Annotated in this window: 11 protein-coding genes; 6 read left to right on the forward strand and 5 right to left on the reverse strand. The window is 57.8% G+C overall.

Annotated elements, in window-relative coordinates:
• Positions 1 to 7: 7 nt before the first annotated feature.
• From M5R41_07645 to M5R41_07655, 3 genes are all read right to left on the reverse strand, one after another.
• Positions 8 to 4,441 (reverse strand): choice-of-anchor D domain-containing protein, encoded by a 4,434-nt coding sequence (locus M5R41_07645; GenBank protein MCZ7556258.1) that lies wholly within the window; start codon positions 4,439 to 4,441, stop codon positions 8 to 10.
• 179 nt (positions 4,442 to 4,620) lie between these two features.
• Entirely contained in the window at positions 4,621 to 5,859 is a 1,239-nt protein-coding gene (locus M5R41_07650) for a DUF4010 domain-containing protein (protein ID MCZ7556259.1), read from the reverse strand.
• 15 nt (positions 5,860 to 5,874) lie between these two features.
• Positions 5,875 to 9,483, reverse strand: a complete 3,609-nt coding sequence (locus M5R41_07655; GenBank protein ID MCZ7556260.1) for a tetratricopeptide repeat protein — start codon at positions 9,481 to 9,483, stop codon at positions 5,875 to 5,877.
• Between the two features lie 664 nt (positions 9,484 to 10,147).
• Here M5R41_07655 and M5R41_07660 point away from each other — a divergent pair.
• Entirely contained in the window at positions 10,148 to 11,263 is a 1,116-nt protein-coding gene (locus M5R41_07660) for a S1 family peptidase (protein ID MCZ7556261.1), read from the forward strand.
• Positions 11,264 to 11,532: 269 nt separating this feature from the next.
• Here M5R41_07660 and M5R41_07665 read toward each other — a convergent pair whose 3' ends face one another.
• Together M5R41_07665 and M5R41_07670 are read right to left on the reverse strand one after the other, a co-directional pair.
• Entirely contained in the window at positions 11,533 to 12,738 is a 1,206-nt protein-coding gene (locus M5R41_07665; protein ID MCZ7556262.1) for a class I SAM-dependent methyltransferase, read from the reverse strand.
• A 212-nt stretch (positions 12,739 to 12,950) separates the two neighbouring features.
• Positions 12,951 to 13,625, reverse strand: coding sequence for a hemerythrin domain-containing protein (locus M5R41_07670; GenBank protein ID MCZ7556263.1), 675 nt, complete (start codon positions 13,623 to 13,625; stop codon positions 12,951 to 12,953).
• A 192-nt stretch (positions 13,626 to 13,817) separates the two neighbouring features.
• Between M5R41_07670 and M5R41_07675 the strand changes: the two genes are divergently transcribed.
• The 5 genes from M5R41_07675 to M5R41_07695 all read left to right on the forward strand — a co-directional run bounded on the left by M5R41_07675 (position 13,818) and on the right by M5R41_07695 (position 25,918).
• Positions 13,818 to 16,772: a histidine kinase gene (locus tag M5R41_07675; protein MCZ7556264.1), complete on the forward strand. Its 2,955-nt coding sequence runs from the start codon at positions 13,818 to 13,820 to the stop codon at positions 16,770 to 16,772.
• A 68-nt stretch (positions 16,773 to 16,840) separates the two neighbouring features.
• Complete coding sequence (locus M5R41_07680) at positions 16,841 to 17,494, forward strand: response regulator transcription factor (protein ID MCZ7556265.1); 654 nt, start codon at positions 16,841 to 16,843, stop codon at positions 17,492 to 17,494.
• Positions 17,495 to 17,726: 232 nt separating this feature from the next.
• Positions 17,727 to 18,167 (forward strand): globin domain-containing protein, encoded by a 441-nt coding sequence (locus tag M5R41_07685; GenBank protein ID MCZ7556266.1) that lies wholly within the window; start codon positions 17,727 to 17,729, stop codon positions 18,165 to 18,167.
• Positions 18,164 to 19,834: a hypothetical protein gene (locus tag M5R41_07690; GenBank protein ID MCZ7556267.1), complete on the forward strand. Its 1,671-nt coding sequence runs from the start codon at positions 18,164 to 18,166 to the stop codon at positions 19,832 to 19,834. The genes M5R41_07685 and M5R41_07690 overlap by 4 nt, the downstream gene beginning before the upstream one ends.
• Before the next feature lie 21 nt (positions 19,835 to 19,855).
• Entirely contained in the window at positions 19,856 to 25,918 is a 6,063-nt protein-coding gene (locus M5R41_07695; protein MCZ7556268.1) for a hypothetical protein, read from the forward strand.
• The last annotated feature ends 203 nt before the right edge of the window (positions 25,919 to 26,121 follow it).

The following is a 26,121-nucleotide window of genomic DNA, read 5'->3' on the forward strand; positions in this document are numbered from 1 at the left end:
TTTCCTCCTACCGTGCCAGAATCAGTCGTACTGTGCTCACCTGCCCTCCCGCGACCATGCGACAGAGGTACACACCACTGGGCCAGGCAACGGCATCAATGGTGAATACATACCGGCCCTCTTGGAGCCAGGAATGTACCGGTTCGGCGACAACGCGACCCATGATATCGAGGAGCGTGATATGGACGTCACAAGCACTCACTACTGTGACGCCGATCACGGTGCTGCCGTTGAAGGGATTCGGGGACACACCGGTGATTTTTGCCGGTCCCCTGTGGGCCGCATCAAGCAAGCGCTGCTCGATGAAGCAGATACTGTCCACTCGGAATACGCCGTTGACGGCGACACCGGCGCGCGGCAGTCCGTCATTGAAGCGAATGTCGGTGATGCGCAGCGGCGTCCGCAATGCGTCGCCCAACAGCACGAGGTACGGCAGGCGTAGCATGACGGCACCGGGCGTCGGATTATTCAACGGCACACCGCGCGTGAAGCGGTAGCGCGTCGTGACTGTGGTATCACCGTAACTCGGCTGCATCGAAAGCGTCTCTATCTGCTGCGTGCCCATGAGCGTACCCTGCTGTGCAATCCGGGCTTCCAGCGGATACAGCATGGTCTTGTTGTGCTCTACTGCAATTTCCACACTGCGGACATCGTATTCCGATGGAAGCTGTGCGTAGAGTTGGATGGGGATGTGCACGACGCTGCCGGGTTTACCGACAAACTCGCCGCTGATACCGACAGTCAGGCTGTCGCTGCCGAAGGCCGTCATGGCAATGCGCACGGTGTCGAGCGGACATCCGTCGTACACGACAAGCGCGGTGGCGGTTGCTTCGCCGAAGCCGGTTGCGTTGAAGCAAAGGCTGATGGTCGCCTGCGAATTCGGCGGAATCTCGGCGGGGATCTCTACGGGGACGGGATCGGCCGGATTGATGATGGACACGATCCGCAGCGGTGCCGATCCGGTATTGCGCAATTGCACAGGCAGGCAGCGGTCGCTGCCGACAGTGACGGAGCCAAAGGACAGCTGTGTCGGTTGAACTTCGAGGTTCGGAACGTCGACGCGGGCGAAGAGCGCTGTGGTATCATACCGCACGGCAAGCCCGCTCAAGGTCGCGGCGTGGAGATCCGCTGACAACGCTTCCATATTCGAGTACTCCGCGTAACTCCACAGCGACCCGGCATATTTACGCAGAGAATCGCTGCTTTGGGGAGAGAAGAGCAGATGATGCAACCGCACACCCTGTGCACTGGCATACGCGTACAGCGCGGCAGCATCGAATCCGCCAGCCGTCAGCACCTCCGAAGCGAAAAGTATGACATGCCGACTGCCGTCCAACTGCGCAGCAAGGTCTATCGCCTGCTCCAGAGCGGGTCGCAATTCCGCAGGAGTGCCCGACGGAGCCGGCGGCGGCCAGCGGACTTCCCTCACGCCCGTATCTGTGTACTCGATGCCGAGTTCGGGTGCACCGTTGCCCAGAGTATAGACCTGCAAAACGTCGCCGTCCGTCGTATCGCGCCGCAGGTTCTCACCGAGAATACGGACAGCCGCCATTGCCGCCGCGTCCACCTCCAGCCCCTCGGGCAGAGAGGCGCTCATAGAGGCGTCCCGCGCCAGAAGAGCGACAATGCCGAATTGCGGACGTATACTGGTGGCAACAATGATGGTGTCGTTGTTTTCACCGCCGGCGGAAGGATCGAAACAGAGTTCCATCGAAGCGAAGCCACCCGCAGGGATACGCAGAGAATCGTCAGGTGTGACCGACCACGGCGGTGAGGGACCGCGCAGCAGTCGCACCACGTTATCCATTCCGCCGGGATTGCTGAATGTGTACGGCCAGCATTGCACCGGGCCGCAGGGGAGATTATGATGTGACGACGTGGGGACGACAAGCGGCGAAGGGTAGGTCCACATGACGGCGGGGCGTGCGATGCCGAACCCCTTCAAAACAATGCGCTGCTCAGGCTGCATACAGCCGTTGTGGAACAAGGTGATGGTGTCGGTGGCCGCGCCATGGCGTATCGGTCTGAAGGTGATGCAGTACACCACCGAATCTCCGGGCATGACAACAACGGTATCCGGATCCGCATCGGCCGTCAGGCTCATCCCCCGGAAACCGGAACCCGGCGTGCTCAACGAATCATAATGAAAAGGCGCCGTCGGAGCGTACGGATCAAAGAAGCGCAATGGCGCCGTGCCGCGGTTGTACACGGTGAAGCAGCGTCTGACTTCCGATGAGGTGTCCGCGGCACCAAAATCAATTTCTGTGACGCTTGTTGTAAGGATCGGTGTCACAGCGTGTGCGATGGCATGCATTTCGCTCCGCACAAGTCCTGTCATTCGGGTGTTGAGATCACGCAGGGTGAGGATGAGATCGAACAGATCACCCGGACGGTAGTACTCACCACCGGACAAAGCAACCATGTCGGCGATGTCGCTGCTGTCGGCATCGCCCAGCTGCAGAACGATGATCGGCACACCCTTCGACGCGGCGTACTGACCGGCGCGCTGCGCGCTCGAGCCACCACAGCCATTTGTGGCGCTGATCCCGGCGGTGAACAGCAGCAGCTTTCGTGAACCTGCTTGCGTGGCGACGGAATCCACGGCCTGCTCTACGGCATCGTAGATACAGGATGCTTTATCGCGGGTCAGACTGCTCAACGACGCTTGCAGGAGTGCGCGATCGGTGCTCATACCCGTGCTCGCCAGCGGCATACCGGAGGAGAAGTGCATGACCGCGGCGTGGTCGGGATCCGTTTCATTGAACAGCAAACCATCAATAAAGTCGCTGGCCCCGGAAATGGCCGCTGTCAGGCGCGAGACGCCAGGCAGGAATTCTTCTTCCATCTCCCTCCCCTCGTCAAACAGCAGACCGATGTGTTGCGGTGGTCGCAATTCCGCCTCGAAGCCGACCCGCAAGGTATCATCGCGCGGGGCTTCCTCGGGATAATAACACACGGTGAAGCGTCGTTCGCCATCGGGCTCTATACTGAAGGGGGCCGGAATACTTCCGCGGAACGGCGGCTGGATGGGATCGACGGATTGTATCGTGAGAATTGTATCCCCGGTATTACGGAATACCATCTCCAGACATTCCGTCGTGCGACACAGGGTGGTGTCAAACACCGGTGAAGTATAGCTCAGCATCGGCCGGGGCGGGATCACGCGCGGCAGAAGATAACTTTGCGCTCCGGCGCGTATCGTGTCGTTGAACACTTCACACGGAGACGCGAGAAAGGTTATGGCCTGCGTGTAATCCCTCGGCAACGTCGGCGAAAAACACAATGTGGCGGGGACTGTTTGATACGGCAGGATAAAGGCCGGGATCAGGTCGTGTAGGGAAAATGGAGCTTTGAATAATTTTCGTACGGAATCCGCGTGCAACGGCATATTGCCCCCATTGCGTATGCTGATCGGCAGGCATTTCGTTTGTCCGACGCGCACACTGTCGAACTGCAGATCCTTTGGTTCGATTTCTATACGCGGTCCGATGGCCGTTCCCTTGGTCCGGAAATCCATAACATTGTTTTTGCTCAGCTCCGTGGCGATCTGCCGATAAATGGCGAGAAGATCGAGACTATTACTGGCATTGAAGTAGGCTCCTCCTGTGGAGGTGGCGATACGGGCCAGTTGCGACTGGTCCACATTCCCGATGGTGACAACGTAGACGCGGGTATTGGTCTCCGCTGCTTTCTGCAACACGTCGTCCACCCCGATGGAACCACAGGTCGGACCACTATCGTCTCCATCGGTGAGAATAACCACGAAGCGGGCATTGGATCTTCTGTTCAGTGTATCGATAACCCGCGCGATCGCGTTGTAGGTGCAGGTTGAGGTGCCGGTCACCACCGTTGGAATTGCCGCGCGCAGCGCCGCCGTATCCTTTGTGAAATCCTGGACACGTTTGAAGTTCTGGGTGGCGTCATAGGTGAAAACCGCCGCCTCGTCCTCGATGCCAAGCGTGTCGAGCAGGTAACCGACGAATTCCCGACCAGCCTTGTTCGTCCCGTCGATGCGCCGCTTCCCATCGGGCATAATCGTGATCATGCTGAAACTCACGTCGAAGAGCATACCGATGGACATCGGCACGCGCGAATCCACGCGGAGTTTCACGCGCTGACTGTCCTTACTCCAGGTGAGCGGGGTATAGCAATACTCGAACGTCCGTGCCTCTCCGGGTTGGAGCGTAAACGGCGTGTCGATGCGCGCATAGAACGGTCTGTTGATCTTGTCGAGGTTGTGGACAACGAGAGTGGTATCGCCGATATTCCTGAAGGTGATCGGCGTGCAGTGACGCTGCCGGCAATACACGGAGTCGAAATCAACCGGATCCGGGGTGATTTTCAGAACCGGACCGACGGCCTTGGTCTGTGCCTGTACCGTAGTCCACAAAGCAGCGACACAGAGCATCGGCAGCAAGACACGTAGCCAACTCCGTACCATTCAAACCTCCATTGATGCCAGGATAATACGTCATGAGTACTCGGCGAATAGTGCAACTTCGCTATCCGTCAGGTAAAAGTCAAGCTGCTCCGGATAATCTTGATCTATAATCGTCCCCGGCAGTGCGGCTATGTGCAGGCAGCGATACCATGCACGCACAGAGGACAGCTCCCCGGCGACTACCACAGCAGTAACGGGACGTGAAGCATCGCCCAGAGAGCATAGCGCAACAGCGTCTGTCTTCTCGCGTCCCTGTTCAGCACCGCCACGTAGATTCCCTTCGCAGCGGTGTTGCTCATCATCGCCAGCAGGATCGGCAGCACCATTGTCGCAACGTGGGTCTGCTCCTGCACGAGACTCACGATAAAGGGATCGATGTCCACTAAACCCACAATCACCGCTAAAAACAGCAGTCCTGCCGCTCCGAAGCTTTCGCGTGCCAATGAGGTGCCGATGATGAGCAGGACGAACACCGCGGCAAATATGAGGGCGGGACGCAGTTCAAAGGGATTGCGCAGTGTCGCCAGATGTGCCGGATCGGTCTGTACCCTGCTCTTCCCAGGCTGCATCGCGAGCAGCGCACCCGCAACAGCCAGCAAGGCACAGCGCCACCACAGCGAAACTCCGACCACGGGATTGATCGCCCACACAATGACCAGGATGCGAACGTACATCACTGCGCCGGCCAGCATGGCCATGCGGAGGGCTTGAAAGGAAAGTTCCGGCGCGCGCTGCGCGATGCGTCCGGCCGCGATGCTCACCGCCGTACTGGACACGATACCACCGAGCAGACCGGAGAGCCATAATCCCATTCTGTCTCCCAGGCGCTTTGTGAGCACATAGCCGACGAAGCCCAGCGAGGACACGAGAATCACAATTTGCCATACGCGCACAGGATTGATACCGAAACGCGTGTACCCGCGGTCAGGAAGCGCGGGGAGAATGATGGCCGTGATGAGGAGGAATTTCAGTACGGCAAGAAACTCGGCCTTGTCCAGCCGGTCCACGAAATGCTCCAGCTCCCCTTTTTCGGACAAAAGCATCGTACTGACGACGCCGAGGGTGATGGGGACCCACACATCGGTGAGAAGAGCGAGCGTTCCGGTCACGAACGTCAGCATCGCCGCGATCTCGCTCGTCCAGCCCACACGTCCCTCGCGTACTTTGGCGATGTAGCCCATCAGAGCGATAGCGCCGACGGAGAGCATGCCCACCGGTAACGCATACACGGCGCCGATGGAATAGAGCCAGGCACAGGCAAAACCGTAGAGACTGATGATGGTGTAGGTCCGCACACCGGCGAACACCTTCCCCGTCGCACGATCGGCGCCCGAGCTTTCCCGCTCAAGACCGATCAGTAAGCCCAGACCCAGGGCCACGACGAAGCGCAACTCCTGTGTCCATTCAATGCCGCCCATGACGGCCTCCTTGTGCTATTCGAGCAGGGCCCGGACGCGCGCGAGATTTTTCTCGGCTTCCGCGCGGAAACGCGGATCAACGCCCGGTGTGTCGATGATCTTTTGATACATTTCCACCGCAAGCGCGGGGCGCGACAACTCTTCATAGGCACGACCCGCCATATAGTAGGAACTCGCCGACCAGTCAATTTCCGTTTTACCGATGACGAGATACGGCACCTTCAGAAACTCGAGCGCTGCCTGATTGAAGTCACCTTTGTAGAAATAACTCTCGCCGATGTAGTAGCGGATTTCCGCTTGATCGTCCGGGGCGGCCTCGGAAAGGAGACTCTCGAGATGCGTAATCGCTCTGTCAAAGTAGCGCAACTGATAGTAGTACACACCGAGATTCACCTTCTTGCGAAATGCCGTGGGATCCTCGGGCCAGGTTTCGATGAATTTCCGCGTCATTTCGGCGGCGGCATCGTTCACGCTGAGTCCCTCGTACGCCTTGATCAATCCATTCAGCGCTTCCTTGAGCACGGCGTCGGGAACGCTCCCGGCGTCCACGACACTTTTGAACTGCGTGGCCGCTTCCTGATAATTTTCCGCGCGCATGCTCATGCGGGCAAGCGACATCATCGCTTCCACGGCCGCTTCGGTGCGCGGGTATTTCTTAACAACATCATTGAACTGCTTGACTGCATCGCTGTTTTTGCTCTGGGCCTCCAGCGTTTTCCCGAGCCAGAACATACCGAGGGCCGCCAGGTCGGGCAAATCGCTGTCCTCGACGTCGTCGAAGAAATCGGCTGCCTTTCGGTAGTCGCTCTGCCGGAAGTAAAGCTTTCCTTTTTCCAGAGCGAATTCATCCTTTGCAGCTTCGAGGCCGGAATGGGCGGAAAGGAAGTCCGCCGCCGCTTTGTCGGCATCCTGCAGCTTGCCGGCCCGGTAGAGAGACACGACGATACGCGACTGCGCGTACTGTCGCTCCTGCGGAAGCGTAGCGGCTGCCGCGAGTTTTTCATACTGGGCGGTTGCCGCGTCGAAGCGGCCGCTTTCCAACAGCATATCCGCCGCGGAGCGACGAGCCTCGGGACTTTCGCGCAGCGTCGCCGCCTGTTGCAGGTAGGACGAAGCCAGATCCACCTTTCCCTCGTCGCGATACATCTGTCCGAGCGCGAAATACACATCCGCTGTATGCTGTCCGTCGGGGTATTCACGCAGATAGCGGGTCAGCGCTTTCCGCGCTCCGGCGCGGTCACGTGCCTGCGCCATGGTCACCGCGTAATTGTACAGGTACTCGGGTCCGAGCGCGCTTCTCAGGAATGGATTGTCCTCAACCTCACGCAGAGAGCGGAACGCGCGTGCCGAGGCACGTTCCGCGTCGCCGGCGGCAACGAGGGCACGCGGTTCGGCCAAACGTGCACTGTCGGCATAGGCGCTGTACACGAAGCGGGAAGCGAGCCGCTGATACACATCCACTGCTTCCGCGTAGCGGCCCGTTCGTTCGAGCAATTGCGCGCGCAAATGCATGGCCTCCGCAGCCTTCACACCATCCGGTGCGGCGCTTTCATAGGCCGCGAGGTCGCTCAAGGCTTCCTCGAAACGGCGCTGCGCCTGACGGACACGCGCACGCCCGTACCAGGCTTCCGCTCCGCGCAGAGTCTGGCCTGAGGTCCCCAGAATCGCGCTGTACTCCTTATCCGCTTCGTCAATACGCCCGAGCGCGAGCAATGCATCTCCCGAAATCAAACGGGCGTCTTCGCGGTATTTTTCCGGCTGCAACGCGAGAAAGCGCGACGCTGCGGCGAGCGCATCGGCGGGTTGCGCGGAAATGGTTTGCAATTGCAGCAAGGCCCATCCCAATTCGTCGCGGCGTTCACCCCCACTGAACGATGTAAAGAACGACTCACAGCGTTGTGCGGCTTCCGCCACCGGGCGTTGGCCCGCTTCCGCCATGCGTATCGCAGCCATGGCGCTGCCCCAGGCGGCCTCCTCCGCATCGCTGCCGGTCACACCACGACTCCCCGCCCGTTCGAAAGAGCGAGCGGCCTTTTCATACTGCTTGAGATCGAAGAGATAGAGATGCCCGAGCAGCAGATCCACTCGTCCGTCACCGGGTTTGTCTTGCAGCGCCGCGATGGCCTCCGCGACCCGCTCGAGTCCGCTCGCCGCTCCTGTTCCACCGCGCAGTGCCGATGCGCGGCGCAGCGCCTCACGGGCGTGCTCCGAAGCGGGATACTGGGCGGCAAGCTGTGCATAGGCCTCGGCGGCAATATCACCGCGTCCCTGCGCTTCGAGGGCGCGAGCCCTGGCAAATTGCGCATCGTCGGCTACCCGCGTCGTACCGAAGCGCTCGATCACCGAGGCGTACAGTGTGAGGGCTTCACTGTTGTTCCGCAGATCTTTTTCGTTGATTTCTGCGATGCGGAGCAGTGCGAAGGGCGCTCCCGGGTCCGCGGGATACTGCTGCACGTAGCGGCGGTACCATGCCACAGCCGCGGCGAAGGAGCGTCCATCGCGCGCAATGTCTCCCAGTTCCGCCATCACGGCACGACGGTCCACGGCCACCAACGTGTCCGCCAGCAGATTTTCGAGCAGTCCCTGGGCGCGCATGTGGTCGCCCGCGTGCCGCGCGGCCTGCGCCGCCGAGCGTATCATCGAAGGTTCGATCTGCCCGGACGAGAATTGTTTGAACAAGGCGTCGTAGGCGGCAAGAGCGCCGGCACTGTTTTTGTTTGCCATCGCGGCATCAGCCGTACCGATAAAGGCACGCATGCGCAATTCTGCGGGAGCGGCGGAGTTCTCCGCAACGGCGCGATAGTTCTGCGCGGCTTTATCGAACTCACGGAAATTCTTCTGCAGATCCGCCAAAAGGACACGCGCTTCCTGTGCGGCCGCGGTCGCGGGATAGGTTGTCACGACTTCGTTGAGACGCGCCTCTGCCTCACTGCGATTGCCGAGTTCGCTCTGCGCCTGCCCGATCGCGGCCAGGGTGCGGGCTCGAAGCTCGGCGGGGATGGTCTCCGTCTGCAGGCGCCGGAATTCCCGCATTGCACGATCGGGATCGCCGGCGGCGAGATACATGCGTCCGAGCTCGAACTGTGCTTCGGCCCGCACCGCGGATTGCGGATACTCGATAAGGACGGCATTGAGTACGGTACGCGCGTTATCGGTATCACCGGTTCTGAGAAAATGCCTGCTTGCCAGCAACAGCGCTTCAGCGGCTTTGGGACTGCGGGGATGAAAGCTTTTCAGCTTTGCGAGCGCTTGCCCTGCTTCCGGATAATTGTGCTCGGCGGCATAGACTTCCGCAAGATTCCACCAGGCATCCGGTGCCTTGCTGTGATCACTGAAACGCAGGGCGAAGTCCTGGAAGGTGGATTTCGCCTCGCCGTATTTTTTTGCTTCCTTCTGCAAAAGACCGAGATAGAATCGCGCCTCGATGCTGCTTGCCGAGTTCGGGAAACGATTGATAAAACTCTTGAATTGCTCTTCCGCCTGGCCATAGAGTTTATCGTTGTACAGCCGTACCGCCAGCTTGAAGTCCGCGCTTTCCCGCGTGTCCTGCGCCGGGAGTGCTGCGGTGAGGTGTAAAAGTAAGACGATGGTTGCCAGTATTCCGTGCGCGAAGGATAGGTTCATAATCCCGAAAACACTTTGATGAATAAAAAGGAAAAGTACCGAAACCCCGCTGGAGAGACAAGGTGAATCGGTGACGCCATCTGCCGGGAAGGAGGCGATTTATGAATCAACATCGCTGCAACCTGCATTGCACAATCGAGGCATGCGCAGAAACTGTCTGCCAGGGTGCATGCCCTTCCTCTCGCTCTTTCCTGCCCCCCCCACCGCTGCCCTCGACAATCCACCAATTCCACTCCCGCAATATCTCTCATCCAGCCCGGTAAGGAGAAAATCATGCAGCTCAAAGCTACGCCCGTACCGAGGATTCGATGCATCTCGCCGAATAAAATAGCGCCTGCGGAACACACGATGTCTCGACGCACTCCCGATCCGCAGCGTATTTCTCGCTCTGTCAAGCGTGTTTGTGTACCATTTTCACTATGCGCGCCACCTCCGATTACAGCGGTGCAGAACTTGCAACGCATTGTCATTAAACGACTTAGCAGGCACATGGGTACACTGTTCCCTATTTCTTTCAAAAACGTAATGAAAGTGTAAGCTCCCTGTAATGGAGAATTCAGTCCTCTGTAAGGTTCGCCCGATAAATTGACCTGTGGATCTTGAATGAACCCGAATGGAAAATCAAGGACACTTCAATCATAATCGAATCGCCCTGGAGGACACCATGAACATTCTCAGCAACATCCGCACCCTGACCCGCGCCGCTCTGACGGTGCTCACGCTTTCCGTGCTTCTCACCGCCTGCGGCGAGCAACCCGATACCGCTCTCGCACCCGACCAACCCGCCTTCAGCGCCATGAAGCAGGATGCGCCGGGCTTACAACGCGCTATGGAGGTGCAGACCCGCAACACGGAACGCTTTCTTGAAATGAAAGGCGTCGTGGGTACTGGCACGGGCATGGACGAGGAAGGGAATCCCACCATGATCATTTTCACCGAGCGCGCTCTCGGTAAGGGAAAGATCCCTGAGCATGTCGAGGATATTCCCGTCCGTGAGGAAGTCGTTGGTGTCGTCGAAGCGCTTTCATGGGGTGGCAAGCCGACGAACTCGAAAAAAAATCCAACAGGTACTCCCTCCTCCACGACCGGCTCGCCGACTGATCGTCTCTCACGTCCCGTACCCATCGGCTCTGCGACGAGCAACTGGTACGAATGCGGTTCCGCCACGCTTGGTGTGCGTGTTCGTCGCGGTGATGCCGTGTTCGTGCTGAGCAACAATCATGTGTTTGGTCGTATGAACAATGCCCTCAGCGGCGAAATCATTCTCCAGCCGGGGCGCTCGGACGTGAGCTGCACGCAGAACACTACCGACGAGGTCGGACGTGTCGCCGACGTACAGAGCATCGTGTTTTCCACGTCGTATGACAATCTCATGGACGCCGCCATGGCCTCCACGACGGTGGATCTCATCAGCAACTCCACACCGACCGATGGGTATGGCATCCCTTCGAGCACCACGGCCGCCGCATATATCGGTATGCCCGTTCAGAAATACGGTCGCAGCTCGCGACTCACTGAGGGCAAAGTAAGCGCGATCAATGTCATCGTAGGTATAAATTACAGCTGTGGTTCAGCTCGCTTCATTAATCAGATCGCGATCCAACCGGCCCGTAAAAACAGCGAATTCGCCATTGCCGGAGATTCGGGATCGCTCGTGGTAACGGACGACTCCAACGCAAATCCTGTCGGTCTCCTTTTCGGAAAAAGTGGTACAACCGTCTTCGCAACTCCGATCGAAACCGTACTCAATCGCTTCAACGTGACGATTGACGGAAAATAAAAGTTCTCTTTGCTTCGTGTGAAACGAGGCCGTCCCGGGTGTGTGCGGGACGGCCTCGTCGTTGTATGGTCACGTTAAAAACGCCGGGCAGACCCGAATCTGCCAGTTCAGCATGTGGTGGGTATGCGTTGAGGACATCGAACCTCAGGGATGCCAATCTCACGCATCACACAAGCGCAATCCGCGGAGCGGATTTCTGCACCACCGAATTTACGTACACCCATGGCCCTCCAACACGTCTTTGCAATGCCTGTAGAAGAAATCGGAGTCTACATCTTTTTACACAGCAGACCTTTCAGGTAGAGAGACTCCGGCACCGAAAGCGCGGCCGGGTGATCGCCGCTCTGCGTCATCTCGCGCAATACCACGGCATCCACACCTGCATCGACAGCGGCATCGGCCACGATTTTTCGGAACAGCGGCGGCACGATGTGACCGCTGCAGGAAAAAGTGAAAAGCAGCCCCCCCGGTCGTAACAACTTGAACGCCAACAGGTTGATATCTTTGTACCCTCTTGCCGCCTTGTTCACGGCAGCGGCCGTATGCGCGAACTTCGGGGGATCGAGCACAATGATGTCGTACGTCTTTCGCGCATCGCGGAAGGACCGAAGCACGCTGAACACGTCGCCCTGCTCCTGGAAGTACGCTGCTGACGCATGAAGACACATCGCGGTGTTTTCACGGGCCAGCGCAAGGGCATCGGCCGATGCATCGCAATCGAGCACCGACGCGGCGCCGCCCGTAAGCGCTGCGACCGCAAAACCCCCGGTATAGCTGAAACAGTTCAGCACATCCTTGCCGGCCGCGAATTCTCTGAGCGTCGCGCGATTGTCGCGCTGGTCGAGATAGAGTCCCGTCTTGTGTCCCGTGACGACATCGACAAACAGCCGCATGCCGTTTTCTTTGATGAGGATGGCGCTGTCCGGTTGTCCGTCTCCAAGGTCGCCGCTTCGCGGCTCCATCCCCTCCTTGCCGCGGCTCTCCTCATCGGAGCGCTCGTAGAGGCGCAGCCCCGGGAATTCCTCGCGGAGAGCGTCGAGAATCGCCTCCCGCCAGTGTTCGACTCCCGCGGACAAGAATTGACACACCAGCCAATCCGCATAGCGATCGACGATCAAACCGGGAAGCCCGTCGGCTTCACTGAAGACGACGCGATATGCATCAGTAACGGATGCATCGATGACAAGCGATCGAAGCGCGGCCGCGTTGCGCAAACGATCGCGAAAGAGTGCGGCATCGGGTGCGGGACTGTCGCCGTACCCCCACATGCGGATCCGAATCTGCGATACGGGAGACCATGCGCCGAAGCCGAGTTGAAGCCCCTCCGCGCTGCGCACGAGCACGGTCGCACCTGCTGTGACCTCGCCCGAAACGGATGCCACCGCGCCGGAAAATACCCAGGGATGGCGCCGCAGCAACGACTCTTCCCGTCCGCGCTTGAGTGTGACGATGGGAAAGGAATTTTTATTGGACATGGTGGCTCCGTGATGCGATTCTCTATTCGGTCTGTACGACAAGGTGATCCGGCCGCCACAGAGTTGCTGCATAAAATACTTCTGATTCCCTCTCGCGGCAACGTCTGACGACAATGGCAGGTGCAACGCACCGACGCCTCACCGCTTTGAACGGCGGTGAGGCGTCGGCTGTCCCTTCAGGAGGACGTATGAAACAGAGACGGAAGGCCGGGTCAGGCCGCGGTTTTCAAACCGGCAAGATCCAGCACACGCGCGAGTCGATGTTCATCCACGCTCCGCTCGGCGACGCGCAGGACGAGATCCACCATCTCTTTCGGAGCGGAAGCCGCCATCCCGCGAAGCATCCCGGCGAGTTCCTGCGGCTGCAACGCCGGAAGCATCCAATACATCCACTCGGTGTAGCGATCGGCAGGGATGTTTTTCTGGATGTTCATCAGAATGGTCTGCAATTGCTCCTCTGTCAGATAGCGCCAGGTTGCGGGCAGGATCTGTTCCTCCTCGTGATTCATGTGTGACAGATGACCAGCGACCAGCTGATGGAAGGTACGGCGCACGACGGAGAGCGCTTCATGCCGATCTTCCTTCGGTGCGGACGCGAATTGATCGAGCGCCTCCTCTACCTGCGAGGTCAACAAATGCAGTTGGTCATGTTCGCGCTCCACGGCGTTCACGAGTTCACGATCAAACTCCGCGACAGATGGAAAGACGTAGGTATCTTCCTTGTCGGCATGTTCATGGAGAAAGGCGAGGCGGTCACGAATGGTGCCGATGAACAACACTACATCTTCATCGTTGTGTATATCAAGGTTCTGCATGCGCAGCGCGGCATCGAATAACTGCGCGCGAATAGCCTTATGTATGGCGGTGAACAGGTCTGTGCGAATCATGAGTATGCAGATCTCCGGAAAGTGAAAAAAAAAATCTTTCGATGATCCGCGCCGTACCCCGCTGCGGGGGAAGCGGTCGCGAAATGCGTTCCTAATGTGGATATAGCATGTACGAATTTCACCCTCCGAAGTTTCAGCGCATTGCTCAATCACGATCTACACCGTATATTTTTATCGTTACCATTCAGAGCGATGAACAGACCCCTGATGTTACGGAGCAAAACCCAGCGACGGCTGCCGGGACACATTCTTGTGCTCACCATCTTCCTAATCTCCGGAAGCCCGGCGCAGCAATTACCGTTTCATACCCTTTCCGTTCGGGACGGCCTGCTCTCGAATTACATCATGTGCATCGAACAGGATAAAAGCGGACGCTTGTTGATCGGTACACCAGAGGGTGTGAGCGTTTTCGATGGTGTGAGCTTCACAAATTTCAGCAGCAAAGAGGGACTCGCCGTCGCTTCGGTGACCGCCCTCGCGTGTGATCCGGTGGAAGACGAAACCGTGCTCATCGGAACAACCCGCGGCCTGTATATCTTGCGCCAGAACCGTGTCCGGCAGATTCCGAGCAGCGATCCCGGAGCGACCTGGATCACGGATTTGGACACGGACCGGGACGGGACTGTGTGGGCAGGGGCTGGAGGTGGTCTGTTTCGCTACCGCAATGGGGATCTGGAGAGAGTTCCTGTTACGGGCAAGGCGCGCACCGTGACACGTCTTACCGTTACACCGGATGGTATGGTCTGGATATTGAACGACTTAGGTGTACACCGCTATGATCCCCGACGCGGCATGACGCGCACCATTGACAGCAGCGGCGCCTACTACACCGGTTCGAATGCCATCATGCACGACGCGAAGGGTGACGTATTTGTCTGCGCGCGCGACAGTTCCATTGTCCAATTCTCTGGAGGCGTCCTGACGCGCAAGATTGCCGGCGGAGGCGTGCTCCCGATGTTTGTTGTGCAGGACAACCATGGAATCTACTGGGTGGGGACATCCAACGGGCTCTACGCTTGCGGCTCCGAGAGTCCCGATCCCTCACTTGGTGTCAGATATGACATGGAGAATGGTCTTCCTGCCTCTGCCCTGAATCTCGGATTTTTCGATGCGGAGAACAATTTATGGTTTGGTACGGAGGGTAAAGGCATCACGCGTCTCGAGGACCGGCATGTTGCGGTGTTTGCCGACGTTGACCTCACCGGTCTGGGAGTATTCGACAAGCGTGGCGTACTCTGGCTCACCTCGGTGGATGGGATATGGGAATACCGTTCCGCGGGTCAGATGCGTTGGACGCGGACACTGCATCGCGCCGACAGAGGATGGCCGACGGGATATCCGTATGCCATCGTGCTTGATGCCCAGGGCAGACTCGTCGTCACCTTCGCTTCGGCACGAATAGCCCTCTTTGATATCGCACACTACGGAACGCAGCAGCGCGGCCTGCCTGTCCCGACTGTCATCGTCCCGAGAGGAGACGTGCCACCGCCCGACGGATTTACCATTTGTGCGGATCGCAAGGACAGATTGTGGTGTAACTTCGGCGAAGGACGTCTGGGAGCTGTGTCGCTCAAGGATGGCCGACTGCTCCGGATGTTCTCCGGCATCCCGCGGGATATACGAAAGATCTACGAGGATCTCTACGGCCGCATATGGGTTGGAGGCTACAATTCCGGCGTCACCATCATCGACGCAAGTGATCTGGGATCCGCGAGCGTGACACGCGTAAAAGGACTCGAAACCATTAGCACCCGCAATTTTTTCATGGACCGGCGAGGCAGAATGTGGATCGGGACGTTGCTCGACGGTCTTTTCGTTGTCGACAGGGATACGATCATTCGTTACTCAGAGCGGGACAACCTCCCCAGCAACAAAGTTCATAGCTTCGCCGAGGCGCGCGATGGCACGATCTGGATCGGAACGCAGACAGGGATGGCCTACGCCCCGGGCGGCGATCCGCCGTTCAGGATAGACCAGGACCTCACCGACAGCCCCGTGTATGGTTGTGCCGTACGGCAGGACGGGCTTCTGCATATCACCACGCGTTATCAGCTCACGTTGGTTGATCTGACCAAAAGCGCACGCGACACCGTTCCTCCCGTCGTGCGGATTACCGGCATGCAGGCGAATGGGAAATTCATTGATCTGCAATCTCCGATTTCGCTCGGGGCCGGTGAAAACAACTGCAGAATAGAATACACTGCGGTTCGGCTCAGAAGGCCGGCGTCCATTCGTTATCAATACATGCTCGAGGGTGTACACACCTCGTGGAGCGCCCCGACACGCGAGCGGAGCCTCGCCTTTGCGGCTCTCCGACCAGGCTCCTATACCTTGCTCGTACGCGCCATCAACGGTGAAGGAGTGGTGAGTCGCGAGCCGGCGCGACTGGTGTTCACCATCAACCGACCATACTGGCAGCAGTGGTGGTTTATCCTCCTCAGCATTACCGTGATCGGTCTTATCCTCTTCGGCGTTATACGCGGGCGCGTCCGACGGCTCCTGGAAATCGAGCGCATCCGTGCGCGCATCGCGGCGGATTTGCACGACGACATCGGTTCCGGACTGACACGCATCGCGTTGATGACAGAGGTGATGCAGCGGCAGGTGCATGGCTTGTCGCGTCAGCAAAAAGTGGATGGAGCACTCGTGCATGAAATCGGTGCGACAATGTCCCGAATCGGCAGCATTTCGCGTGAATTGGTGGAAGGGATGAGTGATGTGGTCTGGTCCATAGACCCGCGCAACGATTCACTCGTCCGGCTGATTGATCGCGTCCGTGTATTTGCGTTGGACGTGTGTGAGTCGCAGGATGTAGACTTCCGGCTGGAGACGAGGGGCGACACACAACAGCAAACGACGAATTCGGATCTGTCCCGTTGTGTCCTGTTGGTCAGCAAAGAAGCAATCAACAATGCCATACGGCACAGCGGAGCGTCACAGATCGGGATGATGGTCCGGGTGGACAATGGCCGCCTACACATTGAAATTCGCGACAACGGTTGCGGCTTCGATGAAGCCGCGCTGTCGCGCATCAACGGACTGACCAATATGAGAAACCGGGTCGAGAAGGCAGCCGGCACACTTCACATCATCTCCGCGACCGGAGACGGGACCAGCATTCGCGCTGAAATACCACTTCGGGAGTAAAGCATCGCAGCAGAGAACTGTACAAACGTACAGTTGAACGAAATCCGTTGGACATCTACATTACCGCCATGGAAACAAAACGCAACGACGAAATAATCAGGGTCGCCATCGTTGACGATGACGAGGATATCCGCAACGGATTGCGATGGATGCTGGAGTTTTCCGAAGGCTATGCCTGTACCGGCGTCTACAAAAATTGCGCTGACGCGATGGAGCATATTGACGAGCAACTCCCCGATGTCGTGCTCATGGATATCGGTCTTCCCGGGAAAAACGGCATCGAATGCGTTCGCGCCATGAAAGCGTCCTACCCGGAGGTGCAGATTGTCATGCAAACAGTGTATAGCGAAGACGAGAAAATCTTCGAATCGCTCCGCGCCGGCGCTGTAGGTTACATTCTGAAGAAATCGCAATCCGTGAAAGTGTTGCAGGCCATCAGCGATGCGCACGCGGGCGGTGCTCCCATGTCCGGAGAAATCGCGCGACGGGTGTTGCTGTTCTTCCAGCAGCCCCAACCCGCCGACGAAACAGCGGAGCTGTCGGACAGGGAAATCGAAGTGCTCGAAGCGTTGATCGAAGGACACAGCTACAAGGCCATAGCGGAAAAATTATTCGTCAGCGTCCACACCGTACGTTTCCATCTGCACAATATCTACGAAAAACTGCATGTCACCTCCCGCGCCGAGGCGGTCGCGAAAGTCATGCGCCAACGCAGAGGGTAGGGTGATAGACGACGTACGATGCACGATGTACGATTTGAAATCGTACATCGCAATTCGTAATTCGTAAATCCAAAATCCCTTTCCGCCTGTACATTTCCCCCTCCTTTCCCTCCTCGCACGCAATAAACCGTACACTTGTCCAGTTGTCCCGCCCTGTGCATGCGGATTAGCTTTGTAGTGTCACTCAAGGACAAAAATCGGAACAGCCTTTTGTATCACTACGGAGCAATCCATGCGCCAGTCACATATTCACATTGTACAGAGCAGCTTCGCACGCATCCTGCCCATGTCGGAGCGGGTAGCGAAGATGTTTTACAACAATCTCTTCACACTCGATCCCTCCCTGCGCCCGTTGTTCAGCGGCGACCTCAACGAACAGGGGCGGAAGCTGATGTCGGCACTGACCCTCGTCGTCAAAGGTCTGAATGACCGGCATCAGATTCTTCCCGCGCTGCACAGTCTCGGTCAGCGTCACGTGCGCTATGGTGTCACCCCGGAACAGTACGCCACGGTAGGTTTGGCACTTCTGCTCACGCTCGAGCAGGGCTTTGGTGATGAATTCACGCCGGAATTGCGGGAGGCCTGGACTGCGGCATATGAAATGATCGCATCAGCGATGATCAGAGGGGGTGATGCGGCGCATGGCGGGGAAGGCACGACGGCGGCGGCATGAGCATGCACAGAGACAATCCGCTCCAGGATCGGCATGTCCGGAAATCACTGCGCCTCCTATCGTTCGTCCTCGCACTCTGTTTGCTCGCCCTCCTGGCGCTTTCACTCACCGCCGTCTCACAAACACAGCCCGTGCGTCTCAGCGGTTCACTGGGGGTGTCAACCGAGCTGTACTCCTCGTCGAGCAGCGATCCGCAATGGACACCCCGGTCCGATCAGCACGTCTCCCGCGCTGTGCTCCGCACGACGCTGACGTTGTACGATCAGATCGATCTGCCCTTCGAAGCGTACATTTCGACACAGTCGTCGGGCTATCATCAACCGTTCAATCAGTTCGGTGTCAGTCCCCTTATCGCCGGATGGCTGCGTCTGCACGGAGGCTACTTTTCCAGCCGTGTCTCGGAACTGACGTTCGGTGATGAGCGCTTGCTCGGCGGCGGTATCGATATGTCGCCCGGGCCCTGGCGCATTACCGCATTGTACGGGCGCGCACGTCAGGGACTGGCGCCCGACACCGCCGCGGGATTCGGAGGGGACTATCGCCGTATGGTCACGGCGGCGAAAGTCGGCTACGGCAAGGAAGGCGAATTTTTTCTGCATCTGAATGCGATGCGCGCCACCGATGACACAGCGACCTTTCGCGTTGACGAAGGCCGTCTCGCGCCCGCCGCAAGAGAGAACACGACCGCATCGTTAGGCTTCGGCTTCCCCGTCGGAACGGTCGTACGCATCGCGGGTGAGGCGGCGCTCTCGCATACCATCAATGATCTGCGCGTACGCAGTCGCGACGGGTACACCGCGCAGGTGGATGGTGCGGCGAAGGTCAATCTGCTCATCATGCCCGCGCAGAGTTGGCAGGTGGCGCTCAACAGCAGGTGGATCGGCCCGGGCTACTTCTCGCTCGGCTATGTGCAGCTGCCGAACGACGTCTTCGAATTCACTCTCGCTCCCATGGTGCGTCTCAGCGAGCAGCGCATGCACGTGCGTGGTTCGCTGGGTGTGATGTTCAACAATCTCCGGAACAACCGGCTCGCACGCACCACCCGTCTCATCGGCTCGCTGTCCGGGTCCTGGCAGATCAGCGAACAACTCGGGATCAGCACCAACTACAGCAATTACGGAATGCGCTCGACGCATACGAAGGACTCATTGCGCATAGATCACCTCACGCACTCCCTGTATCTGTCGCCCACGTACACCTTCGATGGATTCGGCGGAGACAATTCCATCAACCTGAATCTGATGGTGCAATCCGCGACGGACGGTAACCCCGTTACCACAGAAGGCAACAAAAACAGCTCCGAAGCGCTGTCGCTCATGCACACTCTCCTGTTCCCTTCCACGCTTAGTCTGACAACGGGTGTGACGTGGAACAGCATGGCTTCTTCCTTTTCCGATACGCGTATCCTGAGCTTTACCGAAACAGTGGGCCACAATTTTTTCAACAACACGCTCAGTACGTCACTGACAGGCGGGTACAATATTGTCAGCACAGCGACCACAGAGGATACGCAATTCAGCCTGCGCCTCTCGCTGGGATACACGATCGAGGATTATGGCACGCTCTCGCTCGCACTTTCGAATAACAATTACAGCTACGGGCAGTCCGTGGACCGTCCCTCGTACGACGAGTGGTTCGGCAGTCTGCAGTACTCCGTGGGTTTCTGATCACGCAAGGATTACACTACCATGAATCGCATATCGCTTCTCTTTCTCGCTCTTCTGCTCGCCACGCTCTGTGCGTCTGAGGCGGCGGCTCAGGTGACGATGAATGTGCTCGTGCGCCGTCCCACTCCGACAAGTCTGACGGAATGGCGCCGCGACCCGACCATCGTGCGTCTGACGCTCGCGAACGCGTCACGCGACCGGCATGAGAATACTCTCGTTTCCATCGTCATCCGCGACCTGAACAGCGATGCAATCGTTGCGCGGACGCGCGACGACTCGCCCGCCATGCCGCGGTTCACCTTACTGCCGGGGCACACACTCGCACTCTCCGGTCCGGACATCATCCGGCAGGAAGCGCTCGAAGTGGATCAGTCGCTGCGCAGCACCGCGATCACGACCGATGCGCTGCCCGAGGGCAGTTACGAGTTCTGTGTCCGTTTGCTCGCGAGTGATGGTGTGACAGAACTGGCCGTCATGAGTCCGGTGTGCGCACCGTTCGACGTGATCATCCCCGATCCGCCGATGCTCATCGCTCCCTGGCAGGAGCAGGTGTTGCCTCTGGCAAGCAATCCTGTATTTCAGTGGACACCCGTGGCGCCTTTGCCCACATCCATGCGCATCATGTACCGTCTCCGCGTCGTACCGATTTTCACCGGTCAAACGCCGCGTCAGGCCATCGAGAGCAATACAGAGCATGTCGTGGACAAGCGCATCGCCTCTACATCCATGCCGTACACCCCTGCAGATAAACCTTTTTCCGCATATCCGTCGGCCGTGGCATGGGCATGGCAGGTGCAAGCCCTCGATGTGAGCAGCAACACCATGGGCGTTCCGGCGGCACGCAATGAGGGTAAAAGCGAAATCGGCGTTTTTTCGTTCGGTTCGTCGAAAGCACAACAGCAGCAACCCGGAAACATCGTCCAGCACCAGCAGCAGCAGAATGCATCCCCTGATGGCTGCAACGCCGCGTGTATCACACCGCCGCCTTCTGTCATGACACTATTTCCGGGAAGTCTGGCCATCGGTGACAGCGTGACAGTGGGATTGTTCACGATGGAACTCACCGAGCTGAGCAATCCGAGTCCGTCAGCATTGAGCGGAAAAGGGTTGGTGCAGGTACCGTATCTCAAGGCTCGGCTGATCGTGGAGTTCACCGGCATCCGTGTCAACAGCCTCAGGCAGGTGCTCGATCCCGGAATACAGGCGGTGGTGCAATCGCCTATCTCGATTCCGCAGGCCAACAACATGGCGCAACGCGTGGGAATGAATCCTCAGACCATGCAGGACATTCAGACCTGGCTGGGACAGAGCGGACGCCTCGTGAGCGCGTTCACCGGCTTGACACCCGTGAATCTCCCCGTTGGAATCGACAACACCATTCCCGGGACGGGGCAGCAGCTCGTCGTATCACTGATCGGTGCCGTGTTCAATCCGGACGGCGCGCAGTTCAACGCAGTGTGTCAGCTCCCTCTGCCCTTTTTTGGACCGAACGGACGGCTCGGCTTCGGCGTTAACGGTGTCTGCATGCATCCGGGCGGTATCGGCGCCGGCAACACTCCCGTTCACATGTATTTGATAGATGACTTCGGCTACAATCCCATGAATGGATCCTGGAGTGTGCAACTGCTGCGCGAACAGAACGGGCAGGGCAGCTATGCCGAAATTGACTGCACGGGTTTCAAAAAACTGCATGTGCACGGCGAGGTCGGCTTCGCGCGTACAGCCCTGCTGCCGGTACCCGACAATGGACAGACGGTGAAGCTGAATCTGATTACGGATATTCAGAAAGACAATGTCATGAACTGGCTCGTACAGCTCAGTACATCGGGGACTTTCGCCCCGACCGCCTTGCCGGATTTCACCATCAACGTGCCCTCCATGTGGATGGATTTCTCCGACACGCAGAACCCGCCGCAAATGGCGTTTCCGGATGATTATACCGGACCGAACAAGGACAGTCTGAGCTGGCATGGTTTCTTCATGCCCACCGCGACGGTGACCTTGCCGCAACAATTCAAGACCGGGCAAAATCCCGTCACGGTGAGCATCAACAATATGCTGGTGGATAACACCGGCTTCACCGCCGGCTTGCAGGCCGACGATATCATCGCGTATCCCGACATGAATGTCTCTTCCTGGGGGGCGAGTCTGGATCATATTGACGTGCAGATCACCAACAGCTCCTTCAAACATGGTTCGTTAAACGGGACCTTGCAGATCCCGATCAGCACCCAGCCGCTCGCGTACTCGATGGTGTTGGCGCAGACCGACTCGGGCATGAGTTACCTGTGCAACGTGATTCCGGGCGCGGACATCGACGTACCGATGTGGGCTCTGACGCTGACAATCGAACCCACATCCATATTTCAGCTTACCGCCAACAGTACCGGTTTCGAGGCCTTCATCGAGCTTAACGGTATGCTGGGCTTCCAGAAAACAGTCGGAACCATTCCACTCATCAACCTCACGGGGCTGAAGTTCTCCAAACTCAAGCTTACCACCAACGAGCCGTATTTTGAGCTGGGACAGATGGCGCTGGCATCGCCGCAACACGGCGTCGGTGGTTTCCCGGTGTCATTGACCGGCGTGAAGCCCGTGGTGGAGGATCTGATTTCCAACAAGCCGAAATTCGGTTTGCAATTCGGCATGGCCCTGAATCTGATGGGCAGCGGGAGCGACGCCTCGGGCATCAGCGGTGAGACGCATTTCACAGTGCTGGGCAGTTACGATAAAATCACGCGGACACCCGGCTTCGAGGACGCATACATCGATGACATCACCCTGAGCGCGCAGCTTGGAGCCGCGGTGAAAATTGACGGAACGATCATTTTCTACCGGAACAACGCCGAGTACGGGAATGGCTTTTTCGGTACCGTGCAGGCGCAGTTTCTGGAGATGGTGGAGATCAATGCGACGGCGATGTTCGGATCCAAACAGACGAATCAGAACAACTCGTTCCGTTACTGGATGGCCGACGCCAAAGCTATTATTCCGGGAGGCATCCCCCTCGGTGGCGTGATGGTGATCCGAGGGATGGGCATTGGGGCCTGGTACAATATGTCGGCACAAATGCCTGCGCAGAAGCTGACGATTTCCGAAGGACATGAGAGCAATTCCGCGTCGGCACAAATCGGTGTCACAAACTCCGGCATCAAGTATACACCTTCGTCGCAGGGCGAATGGGGATTGAAGGCCACCGTGGTGATCGCCGCACCCTCCGATCAGTTGTTCAATGCGGATGTGGAACTCGGTGCGTCCTTCCTCAATGGGGGGCTTGCGAGCATCTTCCTGAACGGTCAGGGCTATATGCTGACCAGTCTGTATGATCGCAGCGATCCGTCGGTGTACGGAAGCGTCGGGTTTTTCTATGATAACGTACACAAAGAATTCACCGGGAATCTCGACATCGCATTCAATGTGTACGATGTAATCACTGGCGGGGGCAATGTCGTTCTCTTCGCAAGTCCCGAGGAGTGGTATCTCTGGATGGGACGCCCGACACAGCGCATCAATCTGGAACTCCTGGGCGTGTTCTCGGCAAATTCCTACTTCGAAGTCGGCACCACCATAGACAAGATCGCGGAAATCCCTTCGCAGATCATGAGTCACCTCAGCCCCAACCTCAAGTCCAAATTCTCCAACTCCAACCGCCAGAGCGCGGTGGATATGGCCGCGAATTTCGGGGGTGCGGCGTTTGGTGTGTGGTCCGGCTTCCCGAAGAAAAAATTCACTTTCGGTCCTTTCTATGCATCGCTCGCGGCAGGTTTCGGCTTCGACGCCTCGGTGATGAATTACGGCGATCTCAAATGCAGCAATACCGACCAGGTGGTCGGACTTGACGGCTGGTATTGTCAGGCGCAGGCTTATGCCTACATCAGCGGCGCTGTGGGTATTTCCGTGGATCTCGCCATCATCAGCGGTGATTTCGAGATCCTGGGTGTGGATGCCGGCGCCGCGCTCAAGGCGCAGTTGCCCAACCCCACGTGGCTGGGAGGCGTGATTTACGGTTCCTACTCGATACTTGGTGGTTTGATCAGCGGAAGCGTGAGCTTCGAGTTCGAGGTTGGCGAGCAGTGTAAACTTCCTCAAAGCAATCCGCTGGACAACATCAAGCTCGTGTCGGATTTCCGACCTGATGGTAAGGAAATCGCGGATGTGTATACCATCCCGCAGGCATCGTTCACCTTCCCCGTGCACAAGGAGTTCGAGCTCCCCGTCACCACGCCCAGCGGTGATCCCTCCACGCGCGTCTTCAAAATCAACATCGATGAGTACCGCATCGAGCGCAAGGACACGAAGGAGAAGGTTGATGGCATCTGGGCCATACAGGAAGGTGGCGTATCCGCGGTGCTGGTGCCGAAAGCGCAATTGCGGTCGAATACGTATTTCAAAACGCGTATTACCGCGTCGGCCTGGGAAAAGAAGAACGGCCAGTTTGTGAAATCACTCTACTCGCAGAATGCGAAAAACGGTACTCCCGGAACGCATATCGTCGAGCGCGACAGCGTGATCTTCCGGACCGGGCTGGCACCGAACCATCTCCCCTCCGAGCAGGTACAGTATTCCTGGCCGCTCGACCGGCAGCGCTTTTTCCTGCAGGATCAAATCCTGCCCAAGATGGGCTTCATCATTACGCGCATCCATCCCGACGGCCTGTTCACCTACAGTCGCCCAGGTTTCTCCAGTACGTACCTTGCGAAGTTCCAGCCGCTGAACAATAAAGACAGTATGAGTGTCAAGGAAACGCCGGTATCCTATGTCAACGGCGAGATACGCTTCCCCATCCCCCAGTTGGACAACAATACGACCTACAAACTCATGATCGTGCGACGCGACGAAAAACTCACCAGCAATACCACGAGCAATCTCGTCAGCGGCACCAGCGGGCTCGACAAGCTGAAGACAACCGTACAGTCCACCATCATCGCGGATTCACGCAGCGATCAGGCGAAAGGCGGAACGACGCTCAGCGAAAAGCAGGGCACCGTGCAAGTCACCGAGGTCGGAACGTCGAGTTTCAACGCACAGGAGAGGAGCTGGAGCGATCAAAGCTACGGCATCGGTCAGCAACTTGCCTCAAGCACAGTTGCGATCAACCAGAGCCGACTGCTCGCCAACCTTGTGTCGGGAGGCGACAAGAAGCTCTATGAGATCAACTTCCGCACCAGCACCTACAATACCATGCCGCAAAAAATAAACGCAGCGACGGTCAAACCCTCGACGTCCGAGACCAACGGGAACAGTGTGCTGGCCAGAGCGAATTTCACCTTGCAGGAGGCCCTGGAGGATTACGAGGTTATCGGGCATATGTACAAAGGGCAGGTGTTGAAAAACGGACTGTATTACGAGCAGGATATCAATGCGGGTCCCCTGCTGGTCGTGAAATCGGACGAACAGACCAAACCCTGGCATACCGGATTCGCGCTGCCGAAGATCTATCAGCCCCAGCAGCAGGTGATCAACGTCATGAAAACCACGAAATCCTCGTATTTCAAGGCGGCATTCCGCTACTGGAACAGCTCGTACTATCGCTACTGGCGGGACAACACGCAAACGTTGGTGCACATCGACAGGAAAAAGAGCCGTATCCTCGATGGTCTGTCGGATAACGAAATCAATCCGCCCGCGCCGAAGGCACCATCATACAGCGGCAAGGATGGCAAGGGGTATTTACCCGGGGGCTACACAGTCCCGCAGCAGAATCTCCCTGTCGGTCAGTACTCCAACTTGGTTCTTTCGTCCATGGCGGTCAATTACACCCATGGCGTTGCGGCGGCGCTGGATTACCAGAGCTTCCAGAATCGTCTGGCGAAATTCTTTACCGCGAAAGTGTACACAAACAATCAGAATCCCGACGAAAACGGTGACATCGAGTACAGCAAGGGTGGTCCGAAAATCGAGAAAACCACGGTGTACGAAGTCGGTGACCCAAAGCGCGACTACAGTGGCGCAGTATACACTATGCTCGAATCGCTCTGGAAAACACCGTTCAAGAAGCTCCAGAAGGGAACCTATCCCCTGCGCTTCAGCTTCAAGCTGGGCCCCAATGTACAGACGGTGAAGAATACATCCTTCACTTGGTAAATCTGGTCCGGGATGCTCCCATCAACGTGGAGCATCCCGGCCTGTACGGGTGTACAGCCACTTCGGACGCCGTGCGATAAAAACCGGACATTTGTGCAGTTGTCCTGCGTCCGCGTCCGGAGGTAGATTTCAGAAGTCAATTTCACACGTTTTCTCTCGCAATCCCCTGGTCAACGCAGGGCACTATCAACGACAGAATGATA

The sequence above is a fragment of the Bacteroidia bacterium genome, from assembly GCA_027493955.1.
Lineage (GTDB): Bacteria > Bacteroidota > Ignavibacteria > SZUA-365 > SZUA-365 > JAOSJT01.